General features: G+C 57.1%; 16 protein-coding genes, 4 tRNA genes and 7 pseudogenes. 7 read left to right on the forward strand and 20 right to left on the reverse strand.

Going from position 1 to position 19,065, the window contains the following annotated elements; genetic code table 11:
* The first annotated feature begins 35 nt into the window (after window positions 1-35).
* Window positions 36-1,037 (forward strand): annotated as a pseudogene (locus FQ187_RS20680) (NTP/NDP exchange transporter).
* A gap of 346 nt (window positions 1,038-1,383) precedes the next feature.
* On the opposite strand, the gene hutH reads toward FQ187_RS20680, so the two are convergent.
* The 7 genes from hutH to FQ187_RS20715 all read right to left on the reverse strand — a co-directional run bounded on the left by hutH (window position 1,384) and on the right by FQ187_RS20715 (window position 8,831).
* Window positions 1,384-2,916: a histidine ammonia-lyase gene (hutH, locus tag FQ187_RS20685; RefSeq protein ID WP_149630894.1), complete on the reverse strand. Its 1,533-nt coding sequence runs from the start codon at window positions 2,914-2,916 to the stop codon at window positions 1,384-1,386.
* On the reverse strand, window positions 2,913-4,604 hold the full coding sequence (gene hutU, locus FQ187_RS20690) for a urocanate hydratase (RefSeq protein ID WP_149630895.1): 1,692 nt from the start codon (window positions 4,602-4,604) through the stop codon (window positions 2,913-2,915). The genes hutH and hutU overlap by 4 nt, the downstream gene beginning before the upstream one ends.
* A gap of 304 nt (window positions 4,605-4,908) precedes the next feature.
* Complete coding sequence (hutC, locus tag FQ187_RS20695) at window positions 4,909-5,661, reverse strand: histidine utilization repressor (protein ID WP_256667384.1); 753 nt, start codon at window positions 5,659-5,661, stop codon at window positions 4,909-4,911.
* Between the two features lie 118 nt (window positions 5,662-5,779).
* The gene (locus FQ187_RS20700) at window positions 5,780-6,541 is read right to left on the reverse strand and encodes an ABC transporter ATP-binding protein (protein WP_149630896.1); all 762 of its coding nucleotides are present in this window, start codon (window positions 6,539-6,541) and stop codon (window positions 5,780-5,782) included.
* Window positions 6,542-6,557: 16 nt separating this feature from the next.
* Window positions 6,558-7,268: an ABC transporter permease gene (locus FQ187_RS20705; RefSeq protein WP_149630897.1), complete on the reverse strand. Its 711-nt coding sequence runs from the start codon at window positions 7,266-7,268 to the stop codon at window positions 6,558-6,560.
* Window positions 7,265-7,993 (reverse strand): ABC transporter permease, encoded by a 729-nt coding sequence (locus tag FQ187_RS20710; RefSeq protein ID WP_149630898.1) that lies wholly within the window; start codon window positions 7,991-7,993, stop codon window positions 7,265-7,267. Before FQ187_RS20710 ends, FQ187_RS20705 begins: the two co-directional genes overlap by 4 nt.
* A 55-nt stretch (window positions 7,994-8,048) precedes the next feature.
* A complete protein-coding gene (locus FQ187_RS20715; protein ID WP_149630922.1) occupies window positions 8,049-8,831 on the reverse strand; it encodes a transporter substrate-binding domain-containing protein in 783 nt (260 codons plus the stop codon).
* Between the two features lie 457 nt (window positions 8,832-9,288).
* Here FQ187_RS20715 and FQ187_RS30480 point away from each other — a divergent pair.
* A pseudogene (locus tag FQ187_RS30480) lies at window positions 9,289-9,474 on the forward strand (thiol-disulfide oxidoreductase); the annotation flags it as partial.
* Window positions 9,475-9,666: 192 nt separating this feature from the next.
* Window positions 9,667-9,885, forward strand: a pseudogene (locus tag FQ187_RS20730) (IS21 family transposase); the annotation flags it as partial.
* A gap of 219 nt (window positions 9,886-10,104) precedes the next feature.
* On the opposite strand, the gene FQ187_RS20740 reads toward FQ187_RS20730, so the two are convergent.
* On the reverse strand, window positions 10,105-10,470 hold the full coding sequence (locus FQ187_RS20740) for an SPOR domain-containing protein (protein ID WP_149630900.1): 366 nt from the start codon (window positions 10,468-10,470) through the stop codon (window positions 10,105-10,107).
* A 250-nt stretch (window positions 10,471-10,720) separates the two neighbouring features.
* On the opposite strand from FQ187_RS20740, the gene csrA reads away from it, so the two are divergent.
* Window positions 10,721-10,915, forward strand: a complete 195-nt coding sequence (gene csrA / locus FQ187_RS20745) for a carbon storage regulator CsrA (protein ID WP_007938114.1) — start codon at window positions 10,721-10,723, stop codon at window positions 10,913-10,915.
* Between the two features lie 180 nt (window positions 10,916-11,095).
* Here csrA and FQ187_RS20750 read toward each other — a convergent pair whose 3' ends face one another.
* Window positions 11,096-11,551 (reverse strand): DUF2214 family protein, encoded by a 456-nt coding sequence (locus FQ187_RS20750; RefSeq protein WP_149630901.1) that lies wholly within the window; start codon window positions 11,549-11,551, stop codon window positions 11,096-11,098.
* Between the two features lie 216 nt (window positions 11,552-11,767).
* Between FQ187_RS20750 and FQ187_RS20755 the strand changes: the two genes are divergently transcribed.
* On the forward strand, window positions 11,768-11,980 hold the full coding sequence (locus tag FQ187_RS20755) for a hypothetical protein (protein ID WP_033061943.1): 213 nt from the start codon (window positions 11,768-11,770) through the stop codon (window positions 11,978-11,980).
* 144 nt (window positions 11,981-12,124) lie between these two features.
* Here FQ187_RS20755 and FQ187_RS30945 read toward each other — a convergent pair.
* Window positions 12,125-12,256: pseudogene (locus tag FQ187_RS30945) on the reverse strand (DUF6124 family protein); the annotation flags it as partial.
* A 73-nt stretch (window positions 12,257-12,329) separates the two neighbouring features.
* Between FQ187_RS30945 and FQ187_RS20760 the strand changes: the two are divergent.
* The gene (locus FQ187_RS20760) at window positions 12,330-12,755 is read left to right on the forward strand and encodes an alpha/beta fold hydrolase (protein WP_256667387.1); all 426 of its coding nucleotides are present in this window, start codon (window positions 12,330-12,332) and stop codon (window positions 12,753-12,755) included.
* Between the two features lie 114 nt (window positions 12,756-12,869).
* On the opposite strand, the gene FQ187_RS20765 is transcribed toward FQ187_RS20760, so the two are convergent.
* The 3 genes from FQ187_RS20765 to FQ187_RS20775 all read right to left on the reverse strand — a co-directional run bounded on the left by FQ187_RS20765 (window position 12,870) and on the right by FQ187_RS20775 (window position 13,731).
* On the reverse strand, window positions 12,870-13,064 hold the full coding sequence (locus FQ187_RS20765; RefSeq protein ID WP_149630902.1) for a hypothetical protein: 195 nt from the start codon (window positions 13,062-13,064) through the stop codon (window positions 12,870-12,872).
* A gap of 70 nt (window positions 13,065-13,134) precedes the next feature.
* Window positions 13,135-13,353 (reverse strand): hypothetical protein, encoded by a 219-nt coding sequence (locus tag FQ187_RS30000; RefSeq protein WP_178122740.1) that lies wholly within the window; start codon window positions 13,351-13,353, stop codon window positions 13,135-13,137.
* A 301-nt stretch (window positions 13,354-13,654) separates the two neighbouring features.
* Window positions 13,655-13,731: transfer RNA gene (locus FQ187_RS20775), tRNA-Val, on the reverse strand.
* 183 nt (window positions 13,732-13,914) lie between these two features.
* Between FQ187_RS20775 and FQ187_RS20780 the strand changes: the two genes are divergently transcribed.
* Window positions 13,915-15,198 (forward strand): FAD-binding oxidoreductase, encoded by a 1,284-nt coding sequence (locus FQ187_RS20780; RefSeq protein ID WP_149630904.1) that lies wholly within the window; start codon window positions 13,915-13,917, stop codon window positions 15,196-15,198.
* Window positions 15,199-15,258: 60 nt separating this feature from the next.
* Here the strand turns inward: FQ187_RS20780 and FQ187_RS20785 are convergent, their stop codons facing one another.
* The 7 genes and pseudogenes from FQ187_RS20785 to FQ187_RS20815 all read right to left on the reverse strand — a co-directional run bounded on the left by FQ187_RS20785 (window position 15,259) and on the right by FQ187_RS20815 (window position 18,879).
* A complete protein-coding gene (locus FQ187_RS20785) occupies window positions 15,259-15,510 on the reverse strand; it encodes a hypothetical protein (protein WP_178122741.1) in 252 nt (83 codons plus the stop codon).
* Between the two features lie 71 nt (window positions 15,511-15,581).
* A pseudogene (locus FQ187_RS30775) lies at window positions 15,582-16,411 on the reverse strand (MFS transporter); the annotation flags it as partial.
* Window positions 16,352-17,204: pseudogene (locus FQ187_RS20795) on the reverse strand (alanine racemase); the annotation flags it as partial. The pseudogenes FQ187_RS20795 and FQ187_RS30775, both read right to left, overlap by 60 nt.
* Window positions 17,197-18,137: pseudogene (locus tag FQ187_RS20800) on the reverse strand (IucA/IucC family protein); the annotation flags it as partial. The pseudogenes FQ187_RS20795 and FQ187_RS20800, both read right to left, overlap by 8 nt.
* A 364-nt stretch (window positions 18,138-18,501) precedes the next feature.
* Window positions 18,502-18,578 (reverse strand) — tRNA-Asp (locus FQ187_RS20805).
* 93 nt (window positions 18,579-18,671) lie between these two features.
* Window positions 18,672-18,748: transfer RNA gene (locus FQ187_RS20810), tRNA-Asp, on the reverse strand.
* A 55-nt stretch (window positions 18,749-18,803) separates the two neighbouring features.
* Window positions 18,804-18,879, reverse strand: a tRNA-Val gene (locus tag FQ187_RS20815).
* Between the last annotated feature and the right edge of the window lie 186 nt (window positions 18,880-19,065).

The following is a 19,065-nucleotide window of genomic DNA, read 5'->3' on the forward strand; positions in this document are numbered from 1 at the left end:
AAGGCACTTGATGAATTGAACCATCATGATTTGGGATGAACACGTCATTCCCGCAGCTTCGTTTGAGCCAAGGTATCAACGCCGAATCTCAGGAGTTGCTCCCCGCGACTTCAGCCTTCCTGCTTTTTTTGCTTGTTCACCGGCTACTTCATGCTGCGTCCGATCCGCGAATCCATGGGCATAACGGCGGGGGTGGAGAATTTTCAATGGCTGTTCGCCGCGACCTTCTTCGTTATGCTCGCCGCAGTTCCCATGTTTGCCTGGCTCAGTTCCCGAGTGACACGCCTGCACTTCGTCGATTGGGTCTTTGGGTTCATCAGCGTGAACCTGATGATTCTCGCCGCAACCTTCCAAGTGCAAAGCGAAAGCCCGTGGATGGCACGTGTTTTCTACGTCTGGTGATCGGCGGTGCAGGACGCCCCGGCGCCACTTCGATGGACAGTCCGAGCATCCTGTCCCCGGCAACCCTTTCAGCGGCTTGACGCGAGTCCTGAAGTCGCCCTACCTACTGGGTATATCCAGCTTTGTGGTGCTGCCCGCAACTATCACGACATTTCTTTACTTAGAACAAGCACGTTTGGTGGCCGAGCTTTTTCCTGATCGTCTGGCTCAGATTCGCGTATTAGGAATCATCGACTTCATTGTCCAGGCTGGCGCCATATTCTCGCAGCTATTCCTGACAGGCCGCTTGGCGGAGAGATTGGGGGTGCGCATGCTTCTGGCGATCGTGCCGCTGCTGATGTGCATCGGCTTGATTGGGCTCGCGCTGGCACCAAGTTTTATCATCCTCGCCGCCCTAATGGCCGTGCGCCGCATCGGCGAATATGCCTTCGCCCGTCCGGGTCGGGAGATGCTCTTCGCGCCACTCGACGCTGAGAGTAAATACAAGGCCAAAAGCGTCATCGATACCGTCGTTTATCGCGCAGGCGATGCCATTTAGCGGGGGCAAAAGTGCGCTTGATATGTTGGGCCAAGGTGGCGGCCTGCTTGCGGTTGTCGGTACAGCGTGCGCATTGCTCTGGGGCCGCCTGGGATAGAGGCTTGGCAAGCAGGCAGATGAATCGAATGCTAAGAGCTCCGATTATGCTGCCGGACACTCCGACGCAAAGCTTGCCGGTGGAACGGGCGGGCGTTTAGAGATCCTGTAACAGCGCTTCAGCGAAAATGCGGCCGTCATAGGCATCGCCCTGAGACTCAAAATCTCAGGCCATGGCTGTCGTGAATTTTCATGTACTACAAACGCAAAAAAGCTCCACAGCTACAACGACTGTCTGTCGCCAATAGCTGTAGAGCAAAAAACTGCATAAACACTGTAGCTAATGTGCGGGATTACTCGACCAATTCAGCTCACCCGAGACAGGGGCCAAAGGCCCCTCCCCCCGATTACAAGCTAGGCAGCAACTTCGGCAACACCAGTTCGTTCAAGCAACGGGAAGCCAAAAGCTCGCTCGCCGCGTTGATATCCGGCGCGAAGAAGCGATCTTTCTCGTAGTAGGCCACTTTGCTGCGCAGACTGGTGCGGGCAAGCTCCAGCTTCTCCGAAGTCTTCAGACCTTCGCGCAAGTCTAGGCCCTGGCAGGCAGCTAGCCACTCTACAGCGAGCACGCCACGGGTGTTTTCAGCCATTTCCCACAACCGCTTGCCGGCTGCTGGTGCCATGGACACGTGGTCTTCCTGATTCGCGGAAGTCGGCAGGCTATCTACCGAATGCGGATGCGCCAGTGCCTTGTTCTCACTGGCCAGCGCCGCTGCGGTAACTTGGGAGATCATGAAACCGGAGTTCACGCCGCCATTAGCCACCAGGAACGGCGGCAGTTGCGACATATGCTTGTCCATCATCAGCGAAATGCGACGCTCGCTCAGGGAACCGATTTCAGCGATGGCCAATGCCATGTTGTCAGCAGCCATGGCCACAGGCTCGGCGTGGAAGTTACCACCGGAGATCACATCGCCTTCGGCAGCGAAGACCAACGGGTTGTCGGAGACGGCGTTAGCTTCCACGACCAACACTTCGGCGGCTTGACGGAACTGGGTCAGACACGCGCCCATGACTTGCGGTTGGCAACGCAGGGAGTACGGATCCTGAACCTTGCCGCAGTTCTGGTGCGAGTCAGAGACTTCACTGCGCTCGCCCAGCAAGTCACGGTAAGCGCTAGCGGTGTCGATCTGGCTTTTTTGTCCACGAGCGGCGTGGATGCGAGCGTCGAACGGCGAGCGCGAGCCCAAGACTGCTTCAACTGTCAAACCACCAATGGCCAGTGCGCCAGCGAACAGATCTTCGCCCTCGAACAAACCACGCAATGCGTATGCGGTAGACACCTGCGTACCGTTGAGCAACGCCAGACCTTCTTTGGCAGCCAGTGTCAGTGGAGTCAGACCGGCGATTTTCAGCGCCTCGGTCGCCTCCAGCCATTCTCCTTTGTAGCGGGCCTTGCCTTCGCCCAGCAGCACCAGCGACATGTGAGCCAAAGGCGCCAGGTCGCCGGATGCGCCGACCGAACCTTTCAACGGAATGTGCGGATAGACCTCGGCGTTGATCAATGCGATCAGCGCTTCGATAACGACGCGGCGAATGCCGGAGAAGCCACGGCTCAGGCTGTTGACCTTGAGCACCATAACCAGTCGGACTAGCGCATCGCTGATCGGCTCGCCAACACCGGCAGCGTGGGACAGAACCAACGAGCGCTGGAGGTTTTCCAGGTCGTCGGTGGCGATGCGGGTCGAGGCCAGCAGGCCGAAACCGGTATTGATACCGTAGGCGGTGCGGTTCTCGGCGAGGATCTGTTCCACGCAGGCAACGCTGGCTTCAATCTGGGCCGAAGCGCTGTTGTCGAGGGTAATTTTCACCGGGTGCTGGTAGACATCACGCAGCTGGGCAAGGCTCAGTTGGCCAGGGATAATGTTGAGTGTGTTCATGCTTTGGCTCCTTTAACAGGGGTGATCATTGGCAGGTTCAAGCCTTGCTCTTTGGCGCAATCTATTGCGATCTGGTAACCCGCATCGGCGTGACGCATGACGCCGGTCGCCGGGTCGTTGTGCAGTACGCGAGCGATACGCTCGGCCGCTTCGTCCGTACCGTCGCAGACAATCACCATGCCCGAGTGCTGGGAGAAGCCCATGCCGACGCCGCCGCCGTGGTGCAGGGAGACCCAGGTCGCGCCGCTCGCGGTGTTCAGCAGAGCGTTGAGCAGTGGCCAGTCGGACACGGCATCGGAACCGTCTTGCATCGATTCGGTTTCGCGGTTCGGGCTGGCCACAGAACCGGAATCCAGGTGGTCGCGACCGATGACGATTGGCGCCGACAATTCACCGCTACGCACCATTTCGTTGAATGCCAGGCCGAGCTTGGCGCGCAGGCCCAGCCCGACCCAGCAGATACGTGCCGGCAGGCCCTGGAAGCTGATGCGTTCGCGCGCCATGTCCAGCCAGTTGTGCAGGTGCGCGTCGTCCGGGATCAGTTCCTTGACCTTGGCGTCGGTCTTGTAGATGTCTTCAGCGTTGCCCGACAGTGCAGCCCAGCGGAATGGGCCGATGCCACGGCAGAACAGCGGCCGGATGTAGGCCGGTACGAACCCCGGGAAGTCGAAGGCGTTTTCCACACCTTCTTCCTGCGCCATCTGACGGATGTTGTTGCCGTAGTCGAAGGTCGGAATGCCCATTTTCTGGAATTCGAGCATCGCTTTAACGTGCACGGCCATTGATCGCTTGGCGGCTTTCACCACGACCCCAGGCTCGGTCTTGGCGCGAGCGCGGTACTCTTCCCAAGTCCAGCCGGCTGGCAAATAACCGTTGAGCGGGTCGTGGGCACTGGTCTGGTCGGTGACCATGTCCGGGCGCACGCCACGCTTGACCAGTTCCGGCAGGATCTCCGCCGCGTTGCCCAGCAGCGCGATGGAAATCGCCTTGCCTTCCTTGGTGTACTTGTCGATACGTGCCAGTGCGTCGTCGAGATCTTTGGCTTGCTCGTCGACATAGCGGCTGTTCAGACGGAAATCGATGCTGACTTGCTGGCATTCGATGTTCAGCGAGCAAGCGCCGGCCAGGGTCGCGGCTAGCGGCTGGGCACCGCCCATACCGCCGAGGCCTGCGGTCAGCACCCAACGACCTTTGAGGTCATCGTTGTAGTGCTGGCGACCGGCTTCGACGAAGGTTTCGTAGGTGCCCTGGACGATGCCCTGGCTGCCGATGTAGATCCAGCTGCCGGCGGTCATTTGGCCGTACATGGCCAGGCCCTTGGCGTCCAGTTCGTTGAAGTGTTCCCAGCTCGCCCAGTGTGGCACCAGGTTGGAGTTGGCGATCAGCACGCGCGGAGCGTTGCTGTGGGTCTTGAACACGCCGACCGGCTTGCCTGATTGCACCAGCAGGGTCTCGTCGTCGTTCAGGCTGGTCAGGCTTTCGACGATCTTGTCGTAGCACTCCCAGTTACGCGCCGCACGACCGATGCCACCGTAAACCACCAGTTCTTTTGGGTTCTCGGCCACTTCCGGGTCGAGGTTGTTCATCAACATGCGCAGTGGAGCTTCAGTCAGCCAGCTTTTGGCGGTCAGCTTATTACCACGCGCGGCGCGGATTTCGACATTACGGAAATGGGATGGCTTGCTCACCGGTAATCCTCTCGAAATGACTTTTTCAGCCTATTTATTGGTTTAGCGCTACAGATCGCACATAAATATAATCATGTATATACAACCATAATCAAGCAAAATTTTACTCGCCTATAATTTGTCTTTTGTGACCCGTTCATCCAGCATGGGTTGTGCTTATTGCAGATGAAGGGCAAGGCTATTTGAAGAGGTGGTTAAGACAGCGAAGTGATGGGGTTCAGCAATTCGACAGTCCTGCGCTGTCGCAGGTTATGGCAGGCAATCGAGGCGCGTGGCCCCTGAGCACGACAGGCTCAGACCCGAGTCATGAACCGAATCGCCCTTCCAGACGGTGCCGTGAACCCGGCAGAATCAGGCGCGCAGACGTGACAGACTGATAGCCAGACCAAGTCCGCCGACGAATCAACAAGCACGCCTCATGACGTGTGATCTGCAACAGCCTGCACTCCTCCTCGTCGGCCAGGATCGCCTCGACCACATGCTCACCTTCAGTCAGAGGAGCGACCTTGGAAAGATAGGCATAGGGCGTCTGCATCACGAAATTCTGCCGCAGATAATCCGGAGCCACTGCCGCGTTCACGTAGCGATCCTCCAATTGCACCGCCACATTATTCTCGTAGTGCACGATCAGAGAATGAAACACCCGCTGCCCTTCGCGTATTTCCAGCGAAAAGGCGTGGTCAGCGCTAGCCCCCTCCTCGCATAGGAGAATCACCTTGCAGTGATGGCGATGGTCACGCTCGCTGATCTCATCAGCAATGTTGTTGACGGCAAATAAAGCCGATTTACCTTTGCGTTCGGCTACGAACGTCCCCACCCCTTGCATGCGCACTAACACACCATCGGCGGTGAGCTCAGAAAGAGCGCGACTTATGGTCATGCGACTCAATCCAAGTTCCTGAGCCAGTTCACTTTCCGAAGGTATACGTTCGTGAGCCGACCAGGTGCCACTCAAGATCAATTGGGTGATCATCTGTTTGACTTGTGCATAGAGCGGCGCGGGGGAATCACTGAGCTGATCGACCCGCGAAGGAAAATTCCGGGATTTCTTCGGCACGTGGTCTCCTCATCAAACTGGACAGCGGCCTACTCCCACCGCAAACGCACGACCGAGCGGGCAGAGCGCGTGCGAAGGAGCATCTGAGCGACCGAACAGCCGCTCGAAGGCATTCCGGTTACTTCAGGTTGCCACTGAGGAACTGCTGAAGGCGCTCGCTTTTGGGATTGCCCAGGACATCTTCAGGGAAACCCTGCTCTTCCACGAGCCCTTGATGGAGGAACAAAACCTGGTTCGACACCTTGCGCGCGAAGCTCATCTCATGGGTCACCATGATCATGGTTCGGCCTTCTTCGGCCAGACCCTGGATAACCTTAAGCACCTCGCCCACCAACTCCGGATCCAGCGCCGAAGTCGGCTCGTCGAACAACATGATCTCCGGCTCCATGGCCAGAGCGCGGGCAATAGCAACCCGCTGTTGCTGCCCGCCGGAGAGAAAGGCCGGGTATTGATCGGCGACGCGGGACGGCAAACCTACCTTGTCCAGGTAACGCCGGGCCCGCTCCTCTGCATCCTTCTTACTGACACCCAGTACCCGGCGCGGGGCCATCGTGATGTTGTCGAGCACGGTCATGTGGCTCCACAGATTGAAATGCTGAAACACCATCGCCAGGCGCGTGCGCAGGCGTTGCAGTTCATCGGCGTCGGCCACATGCATGCCGTGGCGGTCATGGACCATGCGAATCGGCTGGTTGTCCAGGCCCATGGCACCGTCGTTGGGCGTTTCCAAAAAGTTGATGCAACGCAGAAAGGTGCTCTTGCCCGAGCCACTGGCGCCGATCAGGCTCACATCGCCGGTCTTGGCGTTCAGTGAAACGCCCTTGAGCACTTCGTGGTTGCCATAGCTTTTGTGCAGGTTTTCAACGGTCAGTTTGTACATGTTCAAACATCCTGAATTAATGAGCCGGGCCGAGGAAAGACAGCCAGCGGCGTTCAGCCAGACGGAACAGGCCGACCAGAGAGAAAGTGACTGCGAGGTAAATCGCTGCGGCGATACCGAACGACTGGAAGGTCAGGAACGTTGCCGAGTTGGCGTCCCTTGCGACCTTGAGGATGTCCGGCACAGTGGCGGTGAACGCTACGGTGGTCGAGTGCAGCATCAGTATCACTTCGTTGCTGTAGTTCGGCAGCGAGCGACGCAGTGCAGACGGCATGATGATGTAGGCATATAACTTCCAGCCGCGCAGTCCGAAAGCCTTGGCTGCTTCGACCTCACCGTGATTCATGTTACGGATCGCCCCAGCGAAGATTTCTGTGGTGTACGCGCAAGTGTTCAGGGCGAAGGCCAGGATGGTGCAGTTCAATGCATCGCGGAAGAATGCGTCGAGCATGGGCTGGGATCGCACCGCTGCGATGCTGTAAATGCCGGTGTAGCAGATCAGCAGCTGTATATACAGTGGCGTGCCACGGAACAAATAGGTATAGAACTGCACCGGCCAGCGCACCCAAACGCAGGTCGAAACCCTGGCAATCGACAACGGAACCGACATCACGAAACCGAAGAAGAGCGAGGCACTGAGCAGCCACAGCGTCATCGCCAACCCGGTGATGTGGTAGCCATCGTTATAGAGGAAGGGTTTCCAGTATTCCTGCAGTAGCTCGATCATCGCACGGCCTCCCGAGTGCCTGCGGCGTAGAAGATTTCCAGCCGGCGCAAGACGTAGTTCGATGCGGTGGTGATGACCAGATAAATCAAGGCAGCCAGCACCAGGAAAAAGAACAGTTGATAGGAGCTCTTGCCCGCGTCCTGAGCCACCTTGACCAAGTCGGCCAGGCCAATGATCGAGACCAGAGCGGTGGCCTTGAGAATGACCATCCAGTTATTGCCAACACCCGGCAAAGCATAACGCATCATTTGCGGGAACAGCACGAAGCGGAAACGCTGGGCACGGGTCAGGCCGTAAGAAGTGGCTGCCTCCATCTGGCCACGGGGCACAGCGAGGATCGCGCCACGGAAAGTCTCGGTGAAATACGCCCCATAGATAAAGCCTAGAGTTATCACACCGGCACTGAATGGATTGATCTCAATGTAATCCCAACCCATGGCTGCGGTCAGATTGGTCAGCCAGGTTTGCAGGCTGTAGAAGATCAGCAGCATCAGAACCAGATCCGGCACTCCACGGATCAGCGTGGTGTAAGCCTGCGCGGGGACGCGCAACAGTGCCGACTTTGAAAGCTTGGCACTGGCACCGATCAGGCCCAAGACCACGCTTAGCAGCAAGCAAAGGAAGGACAACTTGACAGTCATCCAGGAGCCTTGCAGCAACAGTGGGCCGAAGCCCTTGAGACTGAAGCCTGACAGCCCCAGCATCTGCAATATGTTTTCTAACATTGGGGAGCCCTTCGTAAATCAGGAAAACGCCCATCCGCGAATGGGCGCAGCGTCGTTATTTGCCGCTGTAAATATTCTGATCACCGAAGTGTTTCTTTTGGATGGCCGCGTAGGTGCCGTCGTCGTGCAGCGCCTTTATACCTTTGTCCACCAGGGTTTTGAGCTCGGCGCTGCCTTTGAGGAGACCCATCGCCGTTTTCGCTGGCAGCAGCTCGTGATCGACTGGCTTACTGACTTCAAAGTCGGCGCCTTGCGGGGACTTCAGGAAACCCATTTCAGCTTGCAGCATGTTCTGAATTGAGGCGTCGAGGCGACCAGTCACCAAGTCAGAATAAACTTGGTCTTGATTGGAATAGGCCTGGGTCTTGATCCCGGCCTTGTTCAGCACGGCCTTGGCGTAGGCCTCCTCGGTGGTGCCTTGTTCATAGCCCACGGTCTTGCCAGCCAGCGTCTTGAGGTCTTCGCTTAGGCCAGAGCCCTTCTTGAACACGAACGACGTGGGCACCGAAAACAATTCGCTGGAGAAATCGATGACTTTTTCCCGCGATGAGGTCACGGTCATGGCAGAAATCACGCCGTCGAATTTGTTGGCCTTTAGGCCGGGGATCATGCCGTCGAAATCGCTTTCTACCCACTTGCACTTGACCTTCAGTTCAGCGCAAATCGCGTTACCCAGATCAATATCAAAGCCCACCAGGCTACCGTCGGCGGCCTTGGATTCGAAGGGCGCATAAGAGGGGTCGACACCAAAGCGCAACTCCTTGTACTCCTTGGCCAGGGCAGAGCCAGCAGCCACGCATAGAGCCAATACTGAAAGGGTCAAAATAGATTTTTTCATTGTTTTTATTCCTAAGAACCAACAGAAGCGCTTGTGGCGCACGAGTACAGTTATGGAGCACGTGTGTCGTTACACAGAACACACACAGACCCCAATTTGCGGATAAACGTGTCGAGACGCGTGGTCGACTCTAACGCGCAAATACATACTTGTACAGACAGGCATAGGCAATCAATCAGCCATTTATCTGGTCGACTGCTTCAGGAAGCGTGATGAAGGCTGGATGGTGCCGGGAATACCGCTGATTGAAGCGTTTGCGACACGAACATAGCCTGACAGTCATCTGTCCCTGTGCGCCCATTCACTGGCAGGCGACTGCCCTGTCGATAGCGAGTGAACGGATCAACCAGCCGCACATAGGTGACGATTTTGCTCTGACTCCAGGCCCGGCGTATGACTACCAGGCAAGGTTCATCGGCATCGTTTTGCATGTGTTTGCTTTCGTCGCTGCTGGGGTGAGGCGATGTTCGGGATTTTGGGTCACCTGGACGCCCCGAGGCGCTGGCTACCAGTTGCAACGGTTGTCCCAGCAACCATGCGAGACTGGATGTTCAACAAAATCGCCCTGAATCGTTACCGGCTTTTCGGAAGGTATGACTCCACCCATCTTCCGACCGCCGATCACGACCGCCGCTTTTTTTGAAAGCAAACCTGTAAATATGGTCTCTGGATACTCCTCGAGGTCGGGCATCGCCGTGACTTGCTAGGACGTAGATTCCGGCGCTTCGCCCCGATGGTGGGGATTCCATGCGCACTTGGACACCCAGTCCACGAACACTTGGACAGCGATTCCACGCTGACTTGGACACTCATTCCACGGCCACTTGGACACTGATTCCACGAGTATCGGCTCACACATCCGCAAGGCTTCCAATACAGCTGGTTCTGCGAGCATTACCGCCTCTGGGCCGCCAAGATCGATGTGGTCATGCGCCAGGAACACCGTGCCGGCGAGAAGCTGTTCGTTGATTACGCCGGCCAGACCGTGCCGGTCATTGATCGGCGAACCGGCGAGATCCGCCAGACGCAGATCTTCGTCGCCGTCCTCGGCGCCCAGGTCGCCATTTCGGTAACCATCGGACCGGCCAGAGTGACGCGCATCAAATGAGGACTCAGCGCCTTTTTGTGCCGCAGGACTGCATCGAATATTTTGTAAGGGGTGGCGGAGGCCATGGGGGAACTCCTACTGGGAATCGACAGTGACTACGTCTAGAAACGAGTCAGTGTGGATCCCCTTTAAGGCGTTCCGTCGAAAGCTCCCAGGAAAAGACCGTTACTGGGCCACTGGATGTTCGACAACCAGCAATTCGATGTTCTGTTTCTTCGCCCGGGTGAGCGCCGCGCGCACTTCTGTCTGTTTGGCCTCGGCCTCGGCTTTCGAACTGAATGGCCCGAGCAGAATCCGGGTCTTTCCATTTTCCTTGACGATATTGGAAACGAAACTGTGCTCAATCAGCCAGCCGCTCAAATCGCTGACCGCCTGAGGTGTTTCGCCTCGAACTTCGAGATCCCATTGTGGTGCGGATACCACCGAGGCTGTAGTCGCAGCTGCCGGTTGCGGTTTTTGCGCGTCAACATTCTTGCCCTCACCGCATCCCGCCAGCGCCAGTACCGCGATTACCAAGACCATTTTGCGCACAACGCTTCCCTCAGAATGCTTAAAGCGGCGATTTTAGCATCCATGAATACTTCCCGAGTGCCGCAAAATGGGCTCAAAACAACGAGAATGATGGTTGCGGCCTCTGTATAGTTACGCCTTGGGAATTAATGCAGCATCTGCGCGTCAGAAAGAGGCACCCAAACCGTGAGACTTCGCACTAATCTATACATACCACCGACCTCTGCACTGTCCGAATCAGGTGCCCTACAAAGCAATCAAGGAGAAGACCATGCTGATACTCACCCGCAAAGTCGGTGAAAGCATAAATATTGGTGATGACATTACGATCACCATTCTGGGCGTTAGCGGCCAGCAAGTCAGAATTGGCATCAATGCCCCGAAAGACGTTGCGGTTCATCGCGAAGAAATCTATCAGCGCATTCAGGCTGGCCTCACCGCTCCAGACAAACCGCAGACTCCCTGAATCCTGTTGCAGTCAGTAGCCAGCCCGTTCGTTACAGCGCAATGGCTGGCTAAAGATTCATGCTCGGCATTTTGCTGAGCACTCGCCTCCTCCCCCCATTACGTGAAGCCGATACTACCGGCTTCGGCCAAGCCGTGACTGTCAGATTATTCGCTTTAACCCCGACGAATCACGCCGTTATTAGCCGAAGGTCACACCGCGCGCCATGCCGGTGGCCGCAATCACCATCAACATCAACAACAGCGCTTCGATATGGCTGATGCGTGCAAACAGCCTGGCTCGGCCCTGGTCAATCGAAGCGCCCCTGCCCAAGGCGATACGCCACTTGATCAAGGTGATCATTGGTGCCACTTCAAGCAGCAGAATGATCACGAACAGCGTCATCTTCAGGTGGAACAACGGATGATGAAGGTAATAGTCGGTGCCTTTTTCGTACCCACCAAAGGCCCGCATCAAACCTGTAATCAGCAAAATACCCGCACAGACGCCCCATACGTTATCGGCAACCAGCACGCTGCGAACCTGCGCCGCACCGTCGGCCAGGCGGCTTAACGCCGCCCCTCGGGTGAGCACCGCCCAGAGACCCAAGGCAACTGCCAAGAGGTGGATCGCCGCAAGAAACCAGTGAGACAGCATAGGGGTGCTCCTGACAGGGATAAGGAAATGGGCTTGTCAGTAGTAGTCCAAAATCTGGAAATCTGCCTGCCAGGCACCCACAGGCTGAGGGCGATTTTTTCGAAGCATGCCTGCTCAGGGTGACATGACTGGCGAACGGCCAGCTATCTCCCTATCATGCCGCCCACTGGCCCTTGCGTAAGGAGCCAGAGGATAATCATTGAAAAGGGAATAGACGTGAAAGAGTTCGTAATTGGCGTAAACAACGTAGTTCTGTACGTCGCACTGGCCGTTATCTGGATCGCCGCAGTGGTCATGATCTTCGTTCAGGGCTTCTGGTCCGGGGCAGGCGTTTTCATTACCGGCACCCTGACGTGGTGCATCATCTCCGGCTTCTGGTTTGTACAGTCGGCGACTTATGAAGAATTGAAGAAGTTGAACGCCAGGTAAGATTGGTTTTAGTTGGTTGGACCTACCACGCAGGTCCGACGTTGTTGAGATGAACCACGCCAGTAGTGATTCATGCTCTTCATGCAACATTTGTAACGAGGGGGCAATCCCCTCGTTACAGTGACTACCCAGGCTTTTGGTTATCAGTACGCGATTGACCGCTAACTCACCCATCATGATCACCTGTTGCAGCACCAGCATCGTCTTGCGCTGCGGGCCTTCCATTAGGCCGGCGATAGCACTGGCTATAACGCTGGCCGACGCCAACGATTCGCAGGTAAGTACGGAATACATTTATCGCTCAACACTCACGCTGGTCCTGCTACCTGGAATGGATGGAACAGGTGGCTTGTTCGCAGCCTTTGCATCCATCATGGAGCGCGAATTTGACACACTAGTCATCACCTACCCCTCTAATACTCCGCTGACTTACACAGCGTTGGAGTTGCTGGTTCTAGAGTCGCTGCCAACCGACCGACCATTCGTGCTGCTGGGTGAGTCCTTCTCGGGACCGATCGCTATTTCTCTGAGCGCCAGGCAACTGCCCCGACAGGCGGGACTCGTGCTATGCAGCACATTCGGCAGCGTACCGACTATTTACCTTCGCGCTAAGCATGATTGGGTGGTTCCAGGGACAGCGTCCGCGCTTGTCTCTTCAATGCATCGTGATACACGAATAATTGAAATCGAAGCACCGCACTTCCTGCTTCAGGTTGCACCTGAAGAGGTGGCCAGGCACATCCGGGGATTTTTGAAAACGCTGGATGGCACTTGAGGTTCTCAATCCTAACGGTGATCAAACCCACGCACCCTGCCATGCCTGGCAGCAAGCGCTGCACCGATGCCGAAATCCAGATGTGAAGAGCCCAGCGCGATGGCTGGGCTCTGGTTATTTTCTGTTTTCCATCATCTTGTCGGCGAGAGCTTTGGCCCTTTCAATCAACAGGTTCTGCCTGTCTTCATGAGTAGCCCCTCCTACAACCGGTGCCGTCAAATTGCTTTCCGCAATCAACGCAGCACAGAAGTATTGATCCCAAACAGCTCTGTCCTCAGATACCTGCTGGTTCATTTGGTCGGCGATCATATGCGGCTCCTTTTGATGAGGTAGCACCGCTATCTTACGCCTGAATCACTGGCAATCCGTGCCGCTGAATCTAATAGGCAAACCAGGCGATTATTGACCGGCCCGAGGAGAGTCTGTCACCGCCGTTTCTCGATAGCCGATGGCCAGCGCGTTCAGTCGTCTCTATCGTCACGATCACGATCACGACCGTGATTGCGTTCATACCCCTGATCATCGTCACGACGATCATATCTGCGATCATCGTCATAACCTCGGTCGTATTCACGACGGTAATCATGACCTCGATCACGATCTCGACCGTACCTTTCTCCGTCGTCCCAGTGAGGCCCGCAGCCTCCCAGCAGGAGAGAGCCTGAAATGGCCATGAACATTATTACTGCACGCTTCATTTGAACGTCCTGAATGCAAAGGTCAGCGATATGACCGTGAGGCCGCTCAATGATTCACAGGTCAGATACAGCACGCCAAATCCAAAAGAGGTGGGCGCCGAGTTGGCGTTTTGAGTGGGGGGTTTTGCAAATCGCAGGCAACAAAAAAGGGCCCACCTCTCGGTGAGCCCTTCTAGACCGCCCAGCAGAGCGGATTTTGTTTGGTAGGCGCGATTGGACTCGAACCAACGACCCCCACCATGTCAAGGTGGTGCTCTAACCAACTGAGCTACGTGCCTGCTGTGTGGCGGCATTCTACGGAATTCCGGAGGGGTGTCAACACCTTTTTTCGAGCTAACCCTATGAATATGCAAAATATTTAATTTTGCGACTGCAAAGAAGATTTTGCGGTGGCTGGCGGCGGTTTTTTAACTCGGGTAGGATCGGGGCACTCGTAAAATATATTAAACAGAGGCTGCAGGATGGCGAACACCCCCTACCCGGAATCCTATTACGCCGCATCGGCCAATGCGGTTCCGCCGCGCCCGGCCTTGCAGGATGACGTAGAGACTGATGTCTGTGTAATCGGTGCCGGTTACACCGGCCTGTCCTCTGCCCTGTTTCTGCTGGAAAACGGTTTCCGGGTCACGGTGCTTGAGGCCGCGAGGGCAGGCTTTGGTGCGTCGGGGCGTAACGGTGGCCAGATCGTTAACAGTTATAGCCGCGACATTGATGTGATCGAGCGCAGTGTCGGGCCCAAGCAGGCTCAGTTGCTGGGGCAGATGGCGTTCGAAGGTGGCCAGATCATTCGTGAGCGGATTGCCAAATATAATATCCAGTGCGACTTGAAGGACGGTGGTGTATTCGCCGCCATTACCGCCAAGCAGATGGGCCATCTGGAATCCCAGAAGCGTCTGTGGGAGCGGTTCGGTCACACGCAACTTGAATTGATGGATCAGCGTCGCATCCGTGAAGTGGTCGCTTGCGATCAGTACATCGGCGGCATGCTCGACATGAGCGGCGGGCACATTCATCCGCTGAACCTGGTGTTGGGCGAAGCGGAAGCTGTCGAGTCGCTGGGCGGCACCATTTATGAGCAATCGCCGGCGGTGCGCATCGAGCGCGGCGCGAATCCGGTGGTGCATACGCCTCAGGGCAAGGTCAGGGCCAAGTTCATCATCATTGCGGGCAATGCGTATCTCGGCAATCTGGTGCCGGAACTGGCCGCCAAATCGATGCCCTGCGGGACTCAGGTGATCACCACCGAACCGCTGGGCGACGCATTGGCCAAGAGCCTGTTGCCGCAGGATTACTGCGTCGAGGACTGCAACTACCTGCTCGACTACTACCGGTTGACCGGCGACAAGCGCCTGGTCTTCGGCGGTGGCGTGGTGTACGGCGCGCGGGATCCGGCGAACATCGAGGCGATTATTCGGCCGAAGATGCTCAAGGCCTTCCCGCAGCTCAAGGACGTGAAGATCGATTACGCCTGGACCGGCAATTTCCTGCTGACCTTATCGCGACTTCCTCAGGTCGGACGCTTGGGCGACAACATCTACTATTCCCAGGGTTGCAGCGGCCATGGCGTGACGTATACGCACCTGGCGGGCAAAGTGTTGGCCGAAGCATTACGTGGCCAGGCTGAGCGTTTCGACGCATTTGCCGACCTGCCCCACTACCCGTTTCCCGGCGGACAACTGCTGCGTACACCGTTCGCTGCGTTGGGCGCCTGGTATTACGGATTGCGGGACAAATTCGGCTTCTGACCGATAGACGAAAAAAAGGGGCAACTGCACAGTTGCCCCTTTTCATTTCAATTCGGGACGTCAGTCCCTTCGCTGATTGAGCCTCTGCAAGAATTCGGCCCTGCGCTGCTGGTCCATTTCCCCTTTGGCCGAGAGTTCGGGAAGTAGCTTGGCCGCACGCCGGGCATCGAGGATGAAGACACCGTCATCATCGCCAATGGCCAGGTCCCCCGGCTGCACCTGAGCCCCGCCCACACTGATCGACTGATTGACACCACCACCCCGGCCAACCCTTTGATCAGCCCGGCCAGGGTGCGCAGTTCGCCCCAGCACCCACACTCCTCGTCGCCCACACATTCGATCACCAACACGTCGCCCGGCTCACTCATAACAAGGCCTCAGAGCACCATGCCACGCGGGCCGTGGCGGTCCAGCCACTTGCCGCCGAGATGCCCGAACAGGCTGGCGAACATCGCCGTGCACAGCAGCGACAGGCCGGTCCAGATAGCGCTGTAGCCCATCACCACTTGCACCGGCAGCGGCAGCGGCAGCAGGACCAGGCATTCGAACATGCCGACCGACTGCACCACGGCGATGATCACGTTCAAGCGATAACCGCGCAGGGCAAAGATGCGCAGGTTGAGCAGCGGCGAAGTCCGGTTCAGTTCCAGTCGCACGAACGCGACCGGTCGAAAGGTTTGCGTTCCGATGCTTCGGAAGCAGGCAGCACGCCGACGCCAAGGATCAGCGAGCGCCAACTGAACCACTCCAGCATCAGGTTCCCGCACAAGGGCCCCAATGCCGGCACAAGCATGACCGCCGCGCCCCACAGGCCGGTCCCCTGCCCCGCTCGCCCTTGACGTACACCGAAAAAATGATCGCCAGCGACAGCGGAATCATCAGCCCGCTGGCGATGCCTTGCACCACGCGTGCGGCAATCACCAGCGCGATGGAATTGGCCAACGCCCCCCGGCAGCGAACCGCAGACAAACAACGCCACGCCCCACAAATACAGGGATTTGCGCCCCATCCGCTGGCTGAGAAAACTGGTGAGGGGCATGGTCATGCCCATGCTCACCATGAACGCCGCCACAATCCAGGTGGCCAACAGCGGGCCGATCTGAAAGGCCTCCATGAATGCCGGCAACGCCGGATTCAGCGAGCTGTTGTTCAGGCTGGTAGCCGCAGAAGGCGCTGATGAAACGACCGGGCTCAAAGCGCACGATGGGCGCATCGGCACACGCTGCAAGGCTCTGCCCCAAATGCGTACACAAGCGCTGCCAATCAAATTGCTGCGGCCCAAGGTAATTGACGCCAATGCCACCGCCCACATTGAGGTGGGTGATCGCCGCGGGATCGGCCGACAACGCTTTCCATTGCGGCCAGCGCAGCAGGTACAGATCAAGCAATTGTTCATGGCGTTCCACCAGCGACTGATGGGACATCGCATGCACATGGAAACCCTTGAGCCGCAGGTGGCTGGCGTTATCGACCCAACTGACAGCCTGAGCCAGTTCCGACTCATCGATCCCGAACGGTGTGGCTGTGCCGGCCATCGCCAGTTTGCTGGAGAGCGGCGACGGCAGTTCGGGGTTGATTCGCAGCAATACGTCTTGCACGCGCCCCGCTTCCAATGCCAGCCGCTGCAAACGGACGATTTCATTCAGACTTTCAATGTGAATCGCTTCGACCTGATGTTGCAGCGCCGAACGCAGATCGGAGTCCAGTTTGCCGGGGCCGGAGAAGATGAATGGCTTGCGCGTCGGGAAGGCCTGGAGACGATCGATCTCGTCGCCGGAGGAAATCTCGAACCCGTGCACCAACGGCGCGACGGTGGCGAGGATTTGCGGTTCGCTGTTGGCCTTGATCGCGTAGTAAAGCTCTACGCCTTCGGGCAGCGCTGCCATCACTTGCGTCACGTGCTGTTTCAGCGCGTCAAGGTCATAGATGAACAGCGCCAGCGGATCTTCTTGTTGTGTACGGGCTTCGTCGATCGCGACCACAACCGTTGCGGGCAGCTTATCCATGCTTGGCCTTCTTGCCCCACGGGGACACTAGCGTGACGTAGCCAGCCTGGCGATCAGCCTTGGCTGCCAGGCGGACTTTCAGGTTGGTTTTGCAGGCTATCGGCTGACCGGCGATCAGTGCGTCCAACTCTGGCGCAGCGCGGGTCAATTCGGCGCGGAGACGATGCGATTCCAGCCTTGCTGGCGGGAATAGAGCAGCGACTCACGCACCCGTGGATGAACATCTGCGTCGATCCGGGAAGCACCCAGTTCATCGGCCAGTTTGCCCCCTTCGAAATCCCGCATCAGCAAGCGTTGTGGACGACCGTTGTTATGCACCAGCACGCTGTTCTGCAAGTGCGGCTCCATGACGATGCCGTGATGGAAGAACAGCGTCAGCACCGGCCGTAGCAGTAGCGTCTGATAGTCGTCGAACCAGCTCAACAGCGTTTGATCGTCGATGTCATTGCCGTTGAACCGGCTCAGGACCTCATGCACCAATGGCGGCAAATGCAGGCCACGAGCGAACAGCGTACCGGCCATGATGATGCAGTCGGTGCCGGTATCGAGGCAGAAACTTTCCCGCAGGATCGCCCCGGCTTGTTCGCGGAATCAGTGGTTATCGGCTTCGCTGGCCTGTTGCGGCGCCCAGCTCAGATTGCCCGGCTCGGCCACCACCGAGAGCCCGCCAAGGGTTTCGGGTCGGGTCAGTTGGAGGTTACGAAAGACTCGGTCGATTATCAGTGCGCTTTCCAATTCGTACCAGGCGTTTTTCCTGACGCAGTTGGTGATGCGCACGTTCAGCGAGCCCTTGATGAAAAACTCATGGCCCTCGATGTACCAGGTTCGGATGGACGCCGTGGGGTTGGCCATCAGCCCTGTGGCACCAAGATCGACGATGGCTGCGGATTTCAGTAGATGCTGCACGCGACCGTCCTGAAAGGAACCCTGCGCGAAGAAATACTTTAAATGCGACTCATTCCAGTCAGTGTTAAGACTTCAAACCAAGCGCTTTGTGCGTTTTGCCCCCAGGAAAAACTTTAATACGCAAATGAAAGACAAGTGTTTTTGCCACGCAGCCACCGGTTAATCGGGGCTGAGCGTTATTGAAGGGAATGTTCGAGATGAGTAAGAATTCGACACACGGCCGCATTTGGTCGGCAGATGCGAATACCCATGGTTGCGGGAACCAGGAGAGAAAAGCCAAATCGCAGACACAAAAAACCCCGGCCTTTCGACCAGGGTCTTTGCTATCGACTCGAAGCAGCCAACGGCTTCTTCGTAGCTCCAAGGCGTTCAGCGGGCCTTGAGGCAGATATGGCGCAGCGGACGGGACTCGAACCCGCGACCCCCGGCGTGACAGGCCGGTATTCTAACCGACTGAACTACCGCTGCGTATCGCTTTGGACTTGCGTCCAAGTAACTCGTCTGACTGATAGCTTCGAGGCTTTCAATCTCGAACCAGAATAAATTCTGACTCGGAAAATATGGCGCAGCGGACGGGACTCGAACCCGCGACCCCCGGCGTGACAGGCCGGTATTCTAACCGACTGAACTACCGCTGCGCGTCGGTGGAGGCTTTTAAAAGCTTCCATCTTGCTTTCGCAAGACTCTCGGAAGTGGTGGGTGATGACGGGATCGAACCGCCGACATTCTGCTTGTAAGGCAGACGCTCTCCCAGCTGAGCTAATCACCCGTTTGCATCTCCGAGGCCGCGAAATTTACGCAGGTACCGAAGCTAAGTCAATACCCCGCTTGAAGTTTTTCTGAAAAAGACAAAATCGTGTCTTACGCTGTCAGACCGCTTTCGCGAGCAAGCCCGCTCCCACAGGAGTTCTGCAGTGAGCATCAGTTCTGTGCTCGACGAAAATCAACTGTGGGA

It is taken from the genome of Pseudomonas sp. ANT_J28 (genome assembly GCF_008370005.1).
Lineage (GTDB): Bacteria > Pseudomonadota > Gammaproteobacteria > Pseudomonadales > Pseudomonadaceae > Aquipseudomonas > Aquipseudomonas frigoris.

What these genes read in the sequence shown, in the direction of transcription:
- hutH (WP_149630894.1), bottom strand. Translation starts at nt 2,916, where the DNA reads ATGAACACACTCAACATTATCCCTGGCCAACTGAGCCTTGCCCAGCTG.
- csrA (WP_007938114.1), top strand. Translation starts at nt 10,721, where the DNA reads ATGCTGATACTCACCCGCAAAGTCGGTGAAAGCATAAATATTGGTGAT.
- FQ187_RS20700 (WP_149630896.1), bottom strand. Translation starts at nt 6,541, where the DNA reads ATGTACAAACTGACCGTTGAAAACCTGCACAAAAGCTATGGCAACCAC.
- FQ187_RS20750 (WP_149630901.1), bottom strand. Translation starts at nt 11,551, where the DNA reads ATGCTGTCTCACTGGTTTCTTGCGGCGATCCACCTCTTGGCAGTTGCC.
- FQ187_RS20780 (WP_149630904.1), top strand. Translation starts at nt 13,915, where the DNA reads ATGGCGAACACCCCCTACCCGGAATCCTATTACGCCGCATCGGCCAAT.
- FQ187_RS20765 (WP_149630902.1), bottom strand. Translation starts at nt 13,064, where the DNA reads ATGATCGCCGACCAAATGAACCAGCAGGTATCTGAGGACAGAGCTGTT.
- FQ187_RS20705 (WP_149630897.1), bottom strand. Translation starts at nt 7,268, where the DNA reads ATGATCGAGCTACTGCAGGAATACTGGAAACCCTTCCTCTATAACGAT.
- FQ187_RS20715 (WP_149630922.1), bottom strand. Translation starts at nt 8,831, where the DNA reads ATGAAAAAATCTATTTTGACCCTTTCAGTATTGGCTCTATGCGTGGCT.
- FQ187_RS20710 (WP_149630898.1), bottom strand. Translation starts at nt 7,993, where the DNA reads ATGTTAGAAAACATATTGCAGATGCTGGGGCTGTCAGGCTTCAGTCTC.